This is a genomic window from Klebsiella sp. LY, assembly GCF_004010915.1.
Taxonomy (GTDB): Bacteria; Pseudomonadota; Gammaproteobacteria; order Enterobacterales; family Enterobacteriaceae; genus Klebsiella; species Klebsiella quasipneumoniae.
Genome location: NZ_CP022444.1, coordinates 1506003 through 1520028, shown reverse-complemented (window position 1 = coordinate 1520028; position 14026 = coordinate 1506003). Strand labels below are relative to the sequence as shown.

17 protein-coding genes and 4 tRNA genes are annotated in these 14026 nt (G+C 62.9%); 17 read left to right on the top strand and 4 right to left on the bottom strand.

Annotated features, from left to right (window positions below):
• Positions 1–6: 6 nt before the first annotated feature.
• Genes CE636_RS10205 through cobT form a run of 17 tightly spaced genes read left to right on the top strand, consistent with a single transcriptional unit; the run spans position 7 to position 13432 of the window.
• Positions 7–642 carry a cobalt-precorrin-8 methylmutase gene (locus CE636_RS10205; protein ID WP_004205491.1) on the top strand — a complete coding sequence of 212 codons (636 nt, stop codon included), beginning with the start codon at positions 7–9 and terminating at the stop codon, positions 640–642.
• Entirely contained in the window at positions 639–1778 is a 1140-nt protein-coding gene (gene cbiD / locus CE636_RS10200) for a cobalt-precorrin-5B (C(1))-methyltransferase CbiD (protein WP_017899211.1), read from the top strand. The genes CE636_RS10205 and cbiD overlap by 4 nt, the downstream gene beginning before the upstream one ends.
• Positions 1772–2377, top strand: a complete 606-nt coding sequence (locus CE636_RS10195) for a cobalt-precorrin-7 (C(5))-methyltransferase (RefSeq protein ID WP_017899210.1) — start codon at positions 1772–1774, stop codon at positions 2375–2377. Before cbiD ends, CE636_RS10195 begins: the two co-directional genes overlap by 7 nt.
• Positions 2367–2936, top strand: coding sequence for a decarboxylating cobalt-precorrin-6B (C(15))-methyltransferase (locus CE636_RS10190; protein WP_004105104.1), 570 nt, complete (start codon positions 2367–2369; stop codon positions 2934–2936). Before CE636_RS10195 ends, CE636_RS10190 begins: the two co-directional genes overlap by 11 nt.
• Positions 2929–3702 carry a cobalt-precorrin-4 methyltransferase gene (locus tag CE636_RS10185; RefSeq protein WP_017899209.1) on the top strand — a complete coding sequence of 258 codons (774 nt, stop codon included), beginning with the start codon at positions 2929–2931 and terminating at the stop codon, positions 3700–3702. Before CE636_RS10190 ends, CE636_RS10185 begins: the two co-directional genes overlap by 8 nt.
• Entirely contained in the window at positions 3683–4738 is a 1056-nt protein-coding gene (gene cbiG / locus CE636_RS10180) for a cobalt-precorrin 5A hydrolase (RefSeq protein WP_017899208.1), read from the top strand. The genes CE636_RS10185 and cbiG overlap by 20 nt, the downstream gene beginning before the upstream one ends.
• The gene (locus tag CE636_RS10175) at positions 4738–5463 is read left to right on the top strand and encodes a precorrin-3B C(17)-methyltransferase (protein ID WP_017899207.1); all 726 of its coding nucleotides are present in this window, start codon (positions 4738–4740) and stop codon (positions 5461–5463) included. Before cbiG ends, CE636_RS10175 begins: the two co-directional genes overlap by 1 nt.
• Entirely contained in the window at positions 5460–6245 is a 786-nt protein-coding gene (locus CE636_RS10170) for a cobalt-precorrin-6A reductase (RefSeq protein ID WP_017899206.1), read from the top strand. The genes CE636_RS10175 and CE636_RS10170 overlap by 4 nt, the downstream gene beginning before the upstream one ends.
• Before the next feature lie 10 nt (positions 6246–6255).
• Complete coding sequence (gene cbiK, locus CE636_RS10165; protein ID WP_017899205.1) at positions 6256–7050, top strand: sirohydrochlorin cobaltochelatase; 795 nt, start codon at positions 6256–6258, stop codon at positions 7048–7050.
• Positions 7047–7757: a cobalt-factor II C(20)-methyltransferase gene (locus tag CE636_RS10160; RefSeq protein ID WP_004205505.1), complete on the top strand. Its 711-nt coding sequence runs from the start codon at positions 7047–7049 to the stop codon at positions 7755–7757. The genes cbiK and CE636_RS10160 overlap by 4 nt, the downstream gene beginning before the upstream one ends.
• Positions 7757–8494, top strand: a complete 738-nt coding sequence (gene cbiM / locus CE636_RS10155) for a cobalt ECF transporter S component CbiM (protein WP_004205506.1) — start codon at positions 7757–7759, stop codon at positions 8492–8494. The genes CE636_RS10160 and cbiM overlap by 1 nt, the downstream gene beginning before the upstream one ends.
• 1 nt (position 8495) lies before the next feature.
• Positions 8496–8777 (top strand): energy-coupling factor ABC transporter substrate-binding protein, encoded by a 282-nt coding sequence (locus CE636_RS10150; RefSeq protein WP_004205507.1) that lies wholly within the window; start codon positions 8496–8498, stop codon positions 8775–8777.
• Positions 8764–9441, top strand: a complete 678-nt coding sequence (locus tag CE636_RS10145) for an energy-coupling factor ABC transporter transmembrane protein (protein ID WP_017899204.1) — start codon at positions 8764–8766, stop codon at positions 9439–9441. The genes CE636_RS10150 and CE636_RS10145 overlap by 14 nt, the downstream gene beginning before the upstream one ends.
• Positions 9442–9449: 8 nt before the next feature.
• Entirely contained in the window at positions 9450–10274 is an 825-nt protein-coding gene (locus tag CE636_RS10140; RefSeq protein ID WP_017899203.1) for an energy-coupling factor ABC transporter ATP-binding protein, read from the top strand.
• Entirely contained in the window at positions 10271–11794 is a 1524-nt protein-coding gene (locus CE636_RS10135; protein WP_017899202.1) for a cobyric acid synthase, read from the top strand. Before CE636_RS10140 ends, CE636_RS10135 begins: the two co-directional genes overlap by 4 nt.
• Positions 11788–12333, top strand: coding sequence for a bifunctional adenosylcobinamide kinase/adenosylcobinamide-phosphate guanylyltransferase (gene cobU, locus CE636_RS10130; protein ID WP_017899201.1), 546 nt, complete (start codon positions 11788–11790; stop codon positions 12331–12333). Before CE636_RS10135 ends, cobU begins: the two co-directional genes overlap by 7 nt.
• A 43-nt stretch (positions 12334–12376) precedes the next feature.
• The gene (gene cobT, locus CE636_RS10125; RefSeq protein ID WP_017899200.1) at positions 12377–13432 is read left to right on the top strand and encodes a nicotinate-nucleotide--dimethylbenzimidazole phosphoribosyltransferase; all 1056 of its coding nucleotides are present in this window, start codon (positions 12377–12379) and stop codon (positions 13430–13432) included.
• 95 nt (positions 13433–13527) lie between these two features.
• Here cobT and CE636_RS10120 read toward each other — a convergent pair.
• The 4 genes from CE636_RS10120 to CE636_RS10105 all read right to left on the bottom strand — a co-directional run bounded on the left by CE636_RS10120 (position 13528) and on the right by CE636_RS10105 (position 13933).
• A tRNA-Met gene (locus CE636_RS10120) sits at positions 13528–13604 on the bottom strand.
• Positions 13605–13636: 32 nt separating this feature from the next.
• A tRNA-Met gene (locus tag CE636_RS10115) sits at positions 13637–13713 on the bottom strand.
• 33 nt (positions 13714–13746) lie between these two features.
• Positions 13747–13823 (bottom strand) — tRNA-Met (locus CE636_RS10110).
• Between the two features lie 33 nt (positions 13824–13856).
• A tRNA-Met gene (locus CE636_RS10105) sits at positions 13857–13933 on the bottom strand.
• Positions 13934–14026: the final 93 nt, after the last annotated feature.

Below are 14026 nucleotides of genomic sequence, written 5' to 3'. Positions count from 1 at the left end.
AACCTGATGCAGTACATACAACAACCGCAGGCGATTGAGGCGAAAAGCTTCGACATCATCAGCGAGATCATCGCCGAAACGCGACCGGACTACCGTTTCGCCAGCCCGCTGCACGAGGCGATAATCAAGCGGGTGATCCACACCACCGCTGACTTCGAGTGGCTGGATATTCTGTGGTTTTCTCCGGATGCCCTGATCGCTCTGAGCGAGGCGCTGAGCCGGCCCTGCACCCTGTATACCGATACCACCATGGCGCTGTCCGGGATCAACAAAACCCTGTTAGCCCGCTTTGGCGGCGAATGCCGCTGCTATATCAGCGACCCGCGGGTGGTGCGCGAGGCGCAAAGCCGGGGGATGACCCGCTCGATGGCGGCGGTGGATATTGCGGTGCAGGAGCCCGGGGAGAAAGTGTTTGTCTTTGGCAATGCGCCAACTGCGTTGTTTCGCCTGCTGGAACACCGCGAAACGGCTATCGGCGGCGTGGTGGGGGTGCCGGTCGGGTTCGTCGGCGCCGCGGAGTCGAAAGCGGCGCTCAGCGAGAGCGGCCTGCCGGCTATCGCTGCGCTCGGCCGCAAAGGGGGAAGCAACGTGGCGGCAGCAATTGTGAACGCCCTGCTGTACCACCTGCGGGAGGCGCAATGAGCGATCAGGCCTTTGACGACCCGGTGTGGCATCACGGCAAAGCCCTGCGCAAGGGCTACACCACCGGCTCGTGCGCCACGGCGGCGGCAAAGGTGGCGGCGCTGATGGTGATGCGCCAGCACCTCATTCATCAGGTCTCCATTGTCACCCCTTCCGGCGTCACGCTGTGTCTTAACGTCGAATCGCCGCACGTCGAAGGGCAGCAGGCGATCGCCGCCATCCGTAAAGACGGCGGCGATGACGTTGACGCCACCCACGGGATGCTGATTTTCGCCCGCGTGACGCTCGACGACTCCGGCGAGATAACCCTGCGCGGCGGCGAAGGTATCGGCACAGTCACCCGCAAAGGGATCGGCCTGCCCATCGGCAGCCCGGCGATTAACCGCACCCCGCGGCACACCATCGAGTCGGCGGTGCGCGAGGCGATTGGCCCGTCGCGCGGGGCGACGGTAGAGATTTTCGCCCCGGAGGGCGAGGTGCGGGCGCAAAAAACCTATAACGCGCGGCTGGGGATCCTCGGCGGGATTTCGATTATCGGCACCACCGGGATCGTCACCCCGATGTCGGAAGAGAGCTGGAAGCGCTCGCTCTCCCTCGAGCTGGAGATCAAACGCGCCGCCGGACTGGAGCGCGTGGTGCTGGTGCCGGGGAACCACGGCGAGCGCTTCGTACGCGAGCAGATTGGCATCGACTCGCAGGTGGTGGTCACCATGAGCAACTTCGTCGGCTACATGATTGAAGAGGCCGTGCGCCTCGGGTTCCGTCAGATCGTGCTGATTGGCCATCCCGGCAAGTTGATTAAAGTCGCCGCCGGGATCTTCCATACCCACAGCCATATCGCCGATGCGCGCATGGAAACGCTGGTCGCGCATCTGGCGCTGCAGGGGGCACCGCTGGCGCTGCTGCAGCTGGTGAGCGAATGCGATACCACCGAAGCGGCGATGGAGCACATCGACGCGTACGGTTTTCAGCCTATCTATAACCATCTTGCTGAACGCATCTGTCTGCGGGTGATGCAGATGCTGCGCTTTACCAAAGCGCCGCCCGTCTGCGACGCCATCATGTTCTCCTTTGATAACAAGGTTCTCGGCAGCAATCGGCCGATCGCCGAGATTGCGCGGGAGATGTCATGTTAACGGTGGTCGGCATGGGGCCGTCAGGCCTGCATTTGATGACGCCGGCGGCGCAAGATGCGGTCGCCAGCGCGGATGCGCTGGTAGGCGGTAAGCGGCATTTAGAGCAGTTCCCCGGATTTCGCGGCGAACGGTTTGCGCTGGGCGCCAATATTGCCGAACTGCTGGTCTGGCTCGGCGAACGCGCAGCGCAGAAGGTGGTGGTGCTGGCCTCAGGCGACCCGCTCTTTTACGGCATCGGCACGCGGCTGATCGCCCACTTTGGCATCGAGCGCGTGCGCATTATCCCCGGCATCAGCGCGGTGCAGTATCTCTGCGCGAAGGCCGGTATCGATATGAACGATATCTGGCTGACCAGCAGCCACGGACGGGACGTCTGTTTTGATGAGCTGGCGCGCCAGCGCAAGGTGGCGATGGTGACCGACGGGCGCTGCGGGCCGCGGGAAATCGCCGCCCAGCTGGCGGCGCGGGGTAAAGGGTATCGCTGGATGGTGATTGGCGAAAATCTGGCGATGGATAACGAGCGGATCCACTGGCTACCGGTCAGTGAGGTCGATGCCGAATATGAGATGAACGCGGTGGTGATCCTCGATGAAAGATGAGCTTTTTCTGCGCGGCGAGAAGGTGCCGATGACCAAAGAGGCGGTTCGCGCGCTGGCGCTGGCCAAACTTGAACTGCACCGGGCAAGCCACCTGATTGATATCGGCGCCGGTACCGGCAGCGTGTCGATTGAGGCGGCGCTGCAGTATCCCTCTTTGCAGGTAACCGCCATCGAACGCAACCCCGCGGCTCTCCGGCTGCTGGACGAAAATCGCCAGCATTTCACCTGCGGCAATATTGAGATCCTGCCCGGTGAAGCGCCGATGGTGATTACCGAGCGGGCCGACGCCATTTTTATGGGCGGCAGCGGCGGCCGTCTCGACGAACTGATTGACTGGTCGTGGCAGCAGCTCTATCCCGGCGGCCGTCTGGTGATGACTTTTATCCTGCAGGAGAACCTGAACGCGGCTCTCGACTATCTGCAGCAGCGGGGGATTACACAGATTGATTGCCTGCTGCTGAACGTTTCATCGCTGACCGCGCTGGGCAGCGGCCACTATTTCAAACCGAATAATCCCGTTTTTGTTATCGCCTGTCAGAAGGAAGAAAACCATGGCTGAGACATTTGACCCCCGTAGTGTGTGGTTCGTTGGCGCAGGGCCGGGCGACCGTGAGCTAATTACCCTCAAGGGCTACCGCTTGCTGCAGCAGGCCCAGGTGGTGATCTACGCCGGGTCGCTGATAAACACCGAGCTGCTGGAGTATTGTCCGCCCGGCGCCGAGTGTCACGACAGCGCCGAACTGCATCTGGAGCAAATTCTCGACCTTATGGAAGCCGGCGTTAAAGCCGGGAAAACGGTAGTGCGTTTACAGACCGGGGACGTGTCGCTGTATGGCTCGGTCCGCGAGCAGGGTGAAGAGCTGACCAAACGCGGGATCCGCTGGCAGGTGGTGCCGGGCGTCAGCGCGTTTCTGGGCGCGGCGGCGGAGCTGGGCGTCGAGTACACCGTGCCGGAAGTCTCCCAGAGCCTGATCATCACCCGCCTTGAAGGGCGCACGCCGGTGCCGGCGCGCGAGCAGCTTGAATCATTTGCCAGCCACCAGACTTCAATGGCGATTTACCTTTCCGTGCAGCGCATTCACCGGGTAGCGGAGCGCCTGATTGAAGGCGGCTATCCAGCAACCACGCCGGTGGCAGTGATCTATAAAGCGACCTGGCCGGAAAGCCAGACCGTACGCGGTACGCTGGCGGATATCGGCGACAAGGTACGCGAGGCGGGGATCCGCAAAACGGCGCTCATTCTGGTCGGGAATTTCCTGGGCTCTGAGTATCACTACTCAAAACTCTACGCGGCGGACTTTAGCCATGAATACCGTAAAGCCTGAATCAATCGCACTTTTCTGCCTGACGCCAGGGGGCGTTCGGCTGGCGAAACGGCTGGCGGCGATGCTGCCGTTAACCTGCTTTACCAGCGAGAAGCTGCTGGAAGAGGGTTTTCTCCCCTTTGAAAACGGTTTTGCCAGCGCTGCCCGCGAGGCCTTCAGCAGCTATTCGGCGCTGATTTTTATCGGCGCCACCGGGATTGCCGTGCGGGTGCTGGCCCCGCTGGTGAATGACAAGCTCAGCGACCCGGCGGTGGTGGTGATTGATGAGCGCGCCCGGCACGTCATCAGCCTGCTCTCCGGCCATGCCGGGGGGGCCAATGCCCTGACCCGCTATCTCGCCGGGATGCTCGGCGCCGACCCGGTGATCACCACCGCAACCGACGTCAACGAGTTGGCCGCCCTCGACACACTGGCTGTTGAGCTGAATGCCCGGATGACCGATTTTCGCGCGACGGTGAAAACCGTCAATCAGATGCTGGTGAGCGGTAAGCGGGTGGGACTGTGGTGCGACGCTGAATTTACCGAGGCGCTAAGCCGCTGCGACCAGCGCGGCTTTATTCCGGTGAGGAACCTTACACGCTTGCCGTCGCTCGACGCGCTGATCTGCATCACCCTGCGCCGGTCGCTGCCGCCGCTGCCGATACCTCACTGGAAGCTGGTGCCCCAGCGGGTGGTGGCGGGGATCGGCTGCCGGCGCGACACCCCCTGCGCGCTGCTCAGTACGCTGCTGGAGCGCCAGCTTGCTGCCCAGCGCCTTGACCCACTGGCGTTGAAAGCGATCGGCAGCGTGAGCCTGAAGGCAAACGAGCCGGGGCTCCGCCAGCTGGCTCATCGCTGCCGGGTGCCGTTCGAAACCTTCAGCGCCGAGGCGCTGCGCGAGCACGAGCACCGCTTTCCGGCCTCGTCTTTTGTCCGGGAGACGGTCGGCGTCGGCAGCGTCTCCGGCCCGGTGGCCTGGCTGCTGAGTCAGGGAAACCTGTCCGGCGAAACCCTGCGCGAGCAGGGCGTCACTATTACTTTGGGAGTTTCACACTGATGTTAAGCGTAATCGGAATTGGCCCTGGCTCGCAGGCGATGATGACCATGGAAGCCGTGGAGGCCCTGCAGGCGGCGGAGATTGTGGTGGGCTACAAGACCTACACCCACCTGGTAAAAGCCTTTACCGGTGACAAGCAGGTGATCAAAACCGGGATGTGCAAAGAGATTGAGCGCTGCCAGGCGGCGATTGAGCTGGCGCAGGCCGGGCATAACGTGGCGCTGATCAGCAGCGGCGATGCCGGTATTTACGGCATGGCCGGACTGGTGCTTGAACTGGTCAGCAAGCAGAAGCTGGATGTGGAAGTCCGCCTGATCCCGGGGATGACCGCCAGCATTGCCGCCGCCTCGCTGCTGGGCGCGCCGCTGATGCACGACTTCTGCCATATCAGCCTCAGCGACCTGCTGACCCCGTGGCCGGTGATTGAAAAACGCATTGTCGCCGCCGGGGAAGCCGACTTCGTCATCTGTTTTTATAATCCGCGCAGCCGCGGCCGCGAGGGCCATCTGGCGCGCGCCTTTGAGCTGCTGTCGGCCAGTAAAAGCGCGCAGACCCCGGTGGGAGTCGTGAAATCCGCCGGACGTAAAAAACAGGAGAAATGGCTGACCACCCTGGGGGAGATGGATTTTGCACCGGTCGATATGACCAGCCTGGTGATCGTCGGCAACAAAGCGACATACATCGATAACGGTCTGATGATTACCCCGCGAGGCTACGCGCTGTGAACCACGGCGACGTGCTGGTTATCGGAGGCACCAGCGATGCGCGGGCGATCTGCCAGCAGCTGGACGCCGCCGGCGTGCGCTACACCCTGTCGGTGGCGACGCTCACCGGTCAGCAGCTGGCGGGGGATATTCGCGGCCAGGTGCGCTGCGGGCGCATGGAGTGGCAGCAGATGGCGGAGTGGCTGAAGGCGCAACGCACCCGCTGGGTAATCGACGTCTCTCACCCCTACGCCGAGGTGGTCAGCGAGAATATTGTACGCGCCTGCGCCAGCGTCGGAGTCTTGCTCAGCCGCTATCAAAGGCCGGAGCAGCTGAGCGATCTGCGCCATCCGCTTCTTCACGTCGTCGGCGATCTGAACGAGGCCTGCGCGGTAGCCCATCGCCTCGGCGAGCGGATCCTGCTGACCACCGGCAGCAAAGATCTGGCGGCCTGGCGGGCGGGGCTGGCGGATAAAACGCTGCTTGCCCGGGTGCTGCCGGTGCCGGAGGTAGTTCAGCACTGCAGCGAACTGGGATTTGGCGTGGGGGAGATCTTTGCCCTCTGCGGGCCGTTCAGCGCTGAATTTAACGCCGCCTTTTATCGCCAGTGCCGGGCCGACGTCGTGGTGACGAAAGCCTCGGGGGCGGAAGGGGGCTATCAGGAAAAAGTACAACCCTGTCTCGATGCGGGGATCCCCTGCATCGTCATTACCCGTCCGGCGCCGCTGGTGACGGGCGATGAATTACTGCAAAGCCAGGCCGATTTCGCTGCGCGGCTGACGCGCTGGCTGTCGGCGACTTGAGGAACAGGATATGAAAAAAGCACTTCTGGTGGTGAGCTTTGGCACCAGCTATCACGACACCCGCGAGAAGAACATCGCTGCCTGCGAGCGCGATCTGGCCGCCAGCTGCCCGGACCGCACGCTGTTTCGCGCCTTCACCTCGGGGATGATTATTCGCAAACTGCAGCAGCGCGATGGCATCCATATCGATACCCCGCTGCAGGCCCTGCAAAAGCTGGCCGAGCAGGGGTACCAGGATGTGGCGATCCAGTCCCTGCACATTATCAACGGCGACGAGTACGAGAAGATCGTTCGCGAAGTGCAGAGCATGCGCCCGCGCTTTCAGCGTCTGACGCTGGGCGCGCCGCTGTTGAGCGGTCATGGCGATTACGTGCAGCTAATGCAGGCCCTGCGCCAGCAGATGCCGCCGCTGGCGGCGACGGAGCGAGTGGTATTTATGGGGCATGGCGCCAGCCACCACGCCTTCGCGGCCTACGCCTGTCTGGATCATATGATGGCGGTGCAGGGTTTTCCGGCGCGGGTGGGGGCGGTGGAAAGCTATCCCGAAGTGGACATCGTGATTAACGAACTCGCTCGCCAGGGCGTGACCGGCGTGCACCTGATGCCGCTGATGCTGGTGGCCGGCGATCACGCCATTAACGATATGGCCTCGGACGAAGAGGACTCCTGGAAAACGCTGTTCAACGCCGCCGGTATCACGGCCACGCCGTGGCTGAGCGGGTTAGGGGAAAATCCGGCGGTGCGGGCGATGTTCGTCGCCCATCTGCAGCAGGCGCTGAATAACGCGATGGAGAAAGCAGCATGAGCGGCAAACTGTACGCCCTGAGCACCGGGCCGGGGGCGGCCGATCTGATCACTGTGCGTGCGGCGCGGATCCTCGGCCAGCTGGATGTGCTGTATGCGCCAGCCGGTCGCAAAGGCGGCGACAGCCTGGCCCTCTCCATCGTGCGTGAGTACCTTGGCGCACACACGGAGGTCCGCTGCCGCCATTTTCCGATGAGCGCCGACAGCGCGGAAAAAGAGGCGGTGTGGAACGATGTCGCCGCGGCGCTGGCCCAGGAAGTGGCGGCGGGCAGGCAGGTCGGATTTATCACCCTCGGCGATGCCATGCTGTTCAGCACCTGGGTCTTTCTGCTGCAGCGGATTGGCTGCCCGGACTGGCTGGAGATTGTCCCTGGCGTTACCTCCTTCGCCGCCATTGCTGCGCGGGCGAAAACCCCGCTGGCCATGGAGCAGCAGTCGCTGGCGGTGATCTCCTGCACCGCGCCGGAGGCGGACATTGCCGCGGCGCTGCGCCAGCATGACAGTCTGGTTCTGATGAAAGTCTACGGCCGCTTCGCCCGCATTAAGGCGCTGCTGGCGCAGGCGGGGCTGCTGGATGCGGCGCTGATGATGTCAGAGGCCACCCTGCCGGGTGAGCAGTGCTGGCGCAGCCTGCGCGAGGTCAGCGATGATCAGCCGCTGCCCTATTTCTCGACCATCCTGGTTAACAAACAGTGGGAGGAGGCGTAATGAATCAGGTGCAATCGCTGAAGCAGCTTTCGTATGGGGGGCTGGCGGCTGCTGTTCTGCTGATCATCGTCCCGCAGGAGGCGTTCGCCATGCATATCATGGAGGGCTTTTTGCCGCCGATGTGGGCGCTGGCGTGGTGGCTGCTGTTTTTACCCTGCCTGTGGTACGGCCTGGTGCGCCTGCGGCGTATCGTCCAGGAAGAGAGCAATCAGAAGGTGCTGCTGGCTCTCTGCGGGGCGTTTATTTTTGTTCTTTCGGCGCTGAAGATCCCGTCGGTGACCGGCAGCTGCTCGCATCCCACCGGCGTTGGTCTGGCGGTGATCCTCTTCGGGCCGGGCGTAGTGGCGGTGTTGGGGGCGATCGTTCTGCTGTTCCAGGCGCTGCTGCTGGCGCATGGCGGCCTGACCACCCTTGGCGCCAACGGGATGTCGATGGCGGTGATCGGTCCGATGGTCGGCTATCTGGTGTGGAAGCTGGCCTGTCGGGCGGGGATCCGTCGCGATGTCGGGGTCTTTCTCTGCGCCATGCTGGCGGATCTGATGACCTACTTTGTCACCTCCGTCCAGCTCGGGGTGGCCTTTCCCGATCCGGCAACCGGAGCAGGTGGATCGATCGCCAAGTTTATGGGCATCTTCTGCCTGACGCAGATCCCGATCGCCATCGCGGAAGGGTTGCTCACCGTGATGATCTACGATCAGCTAACCAAACGGCGACTGATCGCCGCGGAGGGACATTAATATGAAAAAGACCCTGATCCTGTTGGCGATGGTGGTCGCCCTGATGATCCTGCCATTTTTTATTAACCACGGCGGCGAGTTTGGCGGCTCGGACGGCGAAGCGGAGAGCCAGATCCAGGCGGTGGCGCCGGATTATCAACCCTGGTTCCAGCCGCTATATGAACCGGCGAGCGGAGAGATTGAGAGCCTGCTGTTTACCCTGCAGGGCTCGCTGGGCGCGGCGGTGATTTTTTACATTCTCGGATATGCGAGGGGCAGACAGCGCCGTGATGACCGGGTTTGACCGACTCAGCTACCAGAGCCGCTGGCTGCAGGTGGCGCCAGAGCGGAAGTTTCTGCTCTGGCTGCTGCTGATGGCGCTGGCCTTTACGCTTCCGGCATGGGGCCAGGCGCTGACGCTGGCGTTAACCGCCGCGCTGACCTGCTGGCTGCTACGGGTCTCATTCTTGCGCTGGTGCCGCTGGATGGCGCTGCCCTTTGGCTTTTTGCTGGTCGGCGTGCTGACCATTCTGTTCAGCGTCAGCCGCGACCCGCAGATGCTGTTAGCGAGCTTTCGGCTGGGCGCTTTCTCGATAGGGATTTCCGCCCAGGGGCTGGCCGTGGCCGGGGAGACTTTCTGGCGCAGCCTGGCGGCGATGGCGGCGACGCTCTGGCTGGTGCTCAATCTGCCTTTCCCGCAGTTGATTATTTTACTCAAGCGCGGTCGTGTACCGCGACTGCTGACGGAGCAGATCCTGCTGACCTGGCGCTTCATTTTTATTCTGTTGGACGAGGCGATGGCGATTCACCGCGCGCAAACCCTGCGTTTTGGCTATGGTAGCGTGCCGCAGGGCTATCGCTCGCTGGCGATGCTGGTGGGACTGCTGTTCACCCGCGTCCTCCTGCGCTATCAACAGATGAGCACGGCGCTGGATATCAAATTGTACCAGGGTGATTTTCACCTCTAAGGATAAGTATGCTTGCCACAACCGATCTCTGGTTTCGCTATCAGGATGAGCCGGTGCTTAAAGGGCTGACGCTGGATTTTTCCCGCCATGCGGTGACCGGCCTGGTGGGGGCCAACGGCTGCGGAAAGTCGACGCTGTTTATGAACCTGAGCGGCCTGCTGCGCCCGCAGAGCGGGGCGGTGCTATGGCAGGGAAAACCGCTGGACTACAGCAAGCGCGGCCTGCTGGCGTTGCGCCAGCAGGTGGCGACGGTGTTTCAGGATCCGGACCAGCAAATCTTCTATACCGATATCGACAGCGATATCGCTTTTAGTCTGCGTAACCTCGGGGTGGCGGAAGAGGAGATCGCCCGCCGGGTGGATGAGGCGCTGACCCTCGTCGATGCCCAGGGATTTCGCCAGCAGCCGATCCAGTGCCTCAGTCATGGGCAGAAAAAACGGGTGGCGATCGCCGGGGCGCTGGTGCTGCAGGCGCGCTACCTGCTGCTTGACGAGCCCACCGCGGGCCTCGATCCCCGCGGGCGCGCGCAGATGATCGCCATCATCCGGCGCATTGTCGGGCAGGGGCGGCGCGTAGTGATCTCCAGCCACGATATCGATCTGATCTATGAGGTGAGCGACGCCGTTTACGTTCTGCGGCACGGCGAAGTGCTGGCCGAAGGGGAGCCCGGCGAGGTGTTTGCCTGCGCGGAGACCATGGCCCGGGCGGGATTGACCCAGCCGTGGCTGGTGAAACTTCATAGCGAACTGGGGCTGCCGCTGTGTAAAACCGAAGCGGAGTTTTTTCAGCGGATGCGCAACGATGCGATAGGCGCGATTAAGGAGGCGTCATGACGCTGGCGATTATGTTACAGGGCACCGCTTCCGACGTCGGGAAAAGCGTGCTGGTGGCGGGACTGTGCCGCATTTTTTATCAGGATGGACTGCGCACCGCGCCGTTTAAATCACAGAATATGGCGCTGAACTCCGGCATTACGCCGGATGGCAAAGAGATGGGCCGGGCGCAGATTTTCCAGGCCGAAGCAGCCGGGATCGCCCCGGATGTCCGCATGAATCCGATTTTGCTCAAGCCCACCAGCGACCGTCAGGCGCAGGTGGTGCTGATGGGGGAGGTGGCGACCAGCATGGACGCGGTGAGCTATCACCAGTACAAGCCACGCCTGCGCGAGCAGATCCTCGCGGTCTACCAGAGCCTGGTCGGGGAGTATGAGGCGCTGGTGCTGGAAGGGGCCGGCAGCCCGGCGGAAATTAACCTGCGCGACCGCGATATCGTCAATATGGGCATGGCCGAAATGGCGCAGTGCCCGGTGATCCTGGTGGCCGACATCGACCGCGGCGGGGTATTTGCCGCGATTTACGGCACGCTGGCGCTGCTGCAGCCCGAGGAGCGAGCGCGGGTGAAAGGCGTGATTATCAATAAATTCCGCGGCGATGTGGCGCTCCTGCGCTCGGGGATCGAGCAGATCGAGGCGTTGACCGGCGTGCCGGTGCTGGGCGTTATGCCGTGGCTTGAAGTTGACCTTGAGGATGAGGACGGCGTCGCGCTGCAGGCCGGGAAATACCACCGCACCGACCGGCGCGATATCGACATCGCCGTCGTTCACCTGCCGCATATCGCCAATTTTACCGACTTTAACGCCCTGGCGGCGCAGCCTGACGTCCGGGTGCGCTATGTCCGCGACCCGCAGGCGCTGGCCGACGTCGACCTGGTCATTCTCCCGGGCAGTAAAAATACCCTCGGCGATCTGTGCTGGCTGCGTGAAAGCGGCATGGCGCACGCGGTCGAGCAGGCCCGGCTGCGCAAGGTGCCGCTGCTGGGGATCTGCGGCGGCTATCAGATGCTCGGCGATACCATTATCGATGAGGTGGAGTCTGGCCTTGGCACCCAGCCCGGACTGGGGGTGCTGAAGACCGTGACCCACTTCGCCCAGCGCAAAACCACCACTCAGGTGCAGGCGACCCTGGAGGCTAACCTCCCGGATTGGTTAGCCGACGCGGCGGGGCTGCGGGTCAGTGGCTACGAAATTCATATGGGCGAGACGCGCCGTGAGGCAGGCTGCGCGCCGCTGCTGCAGCTGCATAAAGCGGGACAGTCAGTGGCAGACGGCGCGGTCAGCGACGACGGCCTGGCGTTTGGCACCTATCTGCACGGCCTGTTCGACAACGATGCCTTTACCCGGGCGCTGCTCAACGGCCTGCGTCAGCGCAAAGGGCTGGCGCCGCTGGACAGCGCCCTTGAGTATGCCCGCTATAAAACCCGCCAGTTTGACCTGCTGGCCGATGCCATGCGCGAACATATCGCCATCGATAAAATTTACGCCATCATGCGCCAACATCAGGAGCCCCTATGCTGACTTTAGTGACCGGCGGCGCGCGCAGCGGCAAAAGCCGCCATGCCGAGGCGCTGATTGCCGATGCGCCGCAGGTTTTATATATCGCCACCTCGCAAATATTTGACGACGAGATGGCCGCAAGGATCCAGCATCATCGCGACGGCAGGCCCGCCCACTGGCGCACCGCCGAGCGCTGGCAGCAGCTTGATGAACTGATCACCCCGGATACCGCCCCAGAGGAGGCGATTTTGCTGGAATGCATTACCACCATGGTCACCAACCTGCTGTTCGCGCTCGGCGGCGACAGCGACCCCGACGTCTGGGATTACGCCGCCATGGAGCGGGCTATTGATGACGAAATTGGCGTGCTGATTGCCGCCTGTCAGCGCTGCCCGGCGCACGTCGTGCTGGTGACCAACGAGGTGGGGATGGGCATTGTGCCGGAGAACCGCCTGGCGCGGCATTTTCGTGATATCGCCGGGCGGGTCAATCAGCGCCTGGCGGCTGCGGCGGATGCGGTCTGGCTGGTGGTCTCCGGCATCGGCGTCAAAATCAAATAACTCAATCGCTGGCCGACCGGGCCAGCCCTGGCAGGGATTCTGTATGCAAAGCGTAAACGAGGTACTGCGGGCGATCCCCGCGCCGGACGCCGACGCCATGGCGCGGGCACAGCAACACATTGACGGCTTACTCAAGCCCCCCGGCAGCCTCGGGCGTCTGGAGGCGCTGGCGGTGCAGCTGGCGGGAATGCCCGGCCTGGGCGGCCAGCCGCAGGTGGCGAAAAAGGCCCTGTTGGTGATGTGCGCCGACCATGGGGTGTGGGACGAAGGGGTGGCGATTTCGCCGAAGGCGGTCACGGCCATCCAGGCCGCCAATATGACCCGCGGCACCACCGGCGTCTGCGTGCTCGCCGCCCAGGCCGGGGCGCAAGTGCACGTGATTGATGTCGGGATCGATAGCGAACCGCTGCCCGGCGTGGTGAATATGCGGATGGCGCGGGGCTGCGGCAATATTGCCCGCGGCCCGGCCATGCGCCGCGAGCAGGGGCAGGAGCTGCTGCTGGAGGTGATGCGCTACACCCGCGCGCTGGCGCAGGAGGGCGTGACTCTGTTTGGCGTCGGCGAACTGGGGATGGCCAATACCACGCCGGCGGCGGCGATGGTCAGCGTCCTGACCGGCAGCGATGCGCAGGAGGTGGTCGGGATTGGCGCCAATTTGCCGCTGGCGAAGGTTGGCAACAAGGTGGAGGTCGTGCGGCGGGCTATCGCCCTTAATCAGCCCGACCCGAAGGATGGCCTCGACGTGCTGAGCAAAGTCGGTGGATTTGATCTGCTGGGGATGACCGGCGTCATGCTGGGGGCGGCGTCCTGCGGGCTGCCGGTGGTGCTGGATGGCTTTCTTTCTTACGCGGCGGCGCTGGCGGCGTGCCGGATAGCGCCGGCGGTAAAACCGTATCTGATCCCGTCCCACTATTCGGCGGAGAAGGGGGCGCGTATCGCGCTGGCGCACCTCGGACTCGAACCGTATCTCAATATGGGTATGCGGCTGGGGGAAGGCAGCGGCGCGGCGCTGGCGATGCCGATCGTCGAGGCGGCCTGTGCGATGTACCATCGCATGGGCATGCTGGCGGCCAGCAATATTGTGTTACCTAAGGGGTAAGCAGGAGATGGGGGTGGCAATGGCCGTTCCCGTTTTCGGCAGAGGTGTTGCCGGCGGCAGAAACAAAAAAACACCCTTGAGGGTGTTTATGATGTTGGTTGCGGGGGCCGGATTTGAACCGACGACCTTCGGGTTATGAGCCCGACGAGCTACCAGGCTGCTCCACCCCGCGTCACCGTACTGCTTCACGTTGTCAAATTTGATTGGTTGCGGGGGCCGGATTTGAACCGACGACCTTCGGGTTATGAGCCCGACGAGCTACCAGGCTGCTCCACCCCGCGTCACCGTACTGCTTTACTTCATCAAATTTTAATTGGTTGCGGGGGCCGGATTTGAACCGACGACCTTCGGGTTATGAGCCCGACGAGCTACCAGGCTGCTCCACCCCGCGTCACCGTACTGCTTTACTTCATCAAATTTTAATTGGTTGCGGGGGCCGGATTTGAACCGACGACCTTCGGGTTATGAGCCCGACGAGCTACCAGGCTGCTCCACCCCGCGTCCGTGGAAGCGCACTATACTCCGCTAGCGAGATGATGCAACCTTTTTTCGACCAAATCGACATTTTTGTAAGAATTGGCTTATAAAACGCCA

What these genes read in the sequence shown, in the direction of transcription:
- CE636_RS10160 (WP_004205505.1), top strand. Translation starts at nt 7,047, where the DNA reads ATGAGCGGCAAACTGTACGCCCTGAGCACCGGGCCGGGGGCGGCCGAT.
- cobU (WP_017899201.1), top strand. Translation starts at nt 11,788, where the DNA reads ATGCTGACTTTAGTGACCGGCGGCGCGCGCAGCGGCAAAAGCCGCCAT.
- CE636_RS10185 (WP_017899209.1), top strand. Translation starts at nt 2,929, where the DNA reads ATGGCTGAGACATTTGACCCCCGTAGTGTGTGGTTCGTTGGCGCAGGG.
- cbiG (WP_017899208.1), top strand. Translation starts at nt 3,683, where the DNA reads ATGAATACCGTAAAGCCTGAATCAATCGCACTTTTCTGCCTGACGCCA.
- CE636_RS10175 (WP_017899207.1), top strand. Translation starts at nt 4,738, where the DNA reads ATGTTAAGCGTAATCGGAATTGGCCCTGGCTCGCAGGCGATGATGACC.
- CE636_RS10140 (WP_017899203.1), top strand. Translation starts at nt 9,450, where the DNA reads ATGCTTGCCACAACCGATCTCTGGTTTCGCTATCAGGATGAGCCGGTG.
- CE636_RS10195 (WP_017899210.1), top strand. Translation starts at nt 1,772, where the DNA reads ATGTTAACGGTGGTCGGCATGGGGCCGTCAGGCCTGCATTTGATGACG.
- cbiM (WP_004205506.1), top strand. Translation starts at nt 7,757, where the DNA reads ATGAATCAGGTGCAATCGCTGAAGCAGCTTTCGTATGGGGGGCTGGCG.
- CE636_RS10145 (WP_017899204.1), top strand. Translation starts at nt 8,764, where the DNA reads ATGACCGGGTTTGACCGACTCAGCTACCAGAGCCGCTGGCTGCAGGTG.
- cbiD (WP_017899211.1), top strand. Translation starts at nt 639, where the DNA reads ATGAGCGATCAGGCCTTTGACGACCCGGTGTGGCATCACGGCAAAGCC.
- CE636_RS10205 (WP_004205491.1), top strand. Translation starts at nt 7, where the DNA reads ATGCAGTACATACAACAACCGCAGGCGATTGAGGCGAAAAGCTTCGAC.
- cbiK (WP_017899205.1), top strand. Translation starts at nt 6,256, where the DNA reads ATGAAAAAAGCACTTCTGGTGGTGAGCTTTGGCACCAGCTATCACGAC.
- CE636_RS10190 (WP_004105104.1), top strand. Translation starts at nt 2,367, where the DNA reads ATGAAAGATGAGCTTTTTCTGCGCGGCGAGAAGGTGCCGATGACCAAA.
- CE636_RS10150 (WP_004205507.1), top strand. Translation starts at nt 8,496, where the DNA reads ATGAAAAAGACCCTGATCCTGTTGGCGATGGTGGTCGCCCTGATGATC.
- cobT (WP_017899200.1), top strand. Translation starts at nt 12,377, where the DNA reads ATGCAAAGCGTAAACGAGGTACTGCGGGCGATCCCCGCGCCGGACGCC.
- CE636_RS10135 (WP_017899202.1), top strand. Translation starts at nt 10,271, where the DNA reads ATGACGCTGGCGATTATGTTACAGGGCACCGCTTCCGACGTCGGGAAA.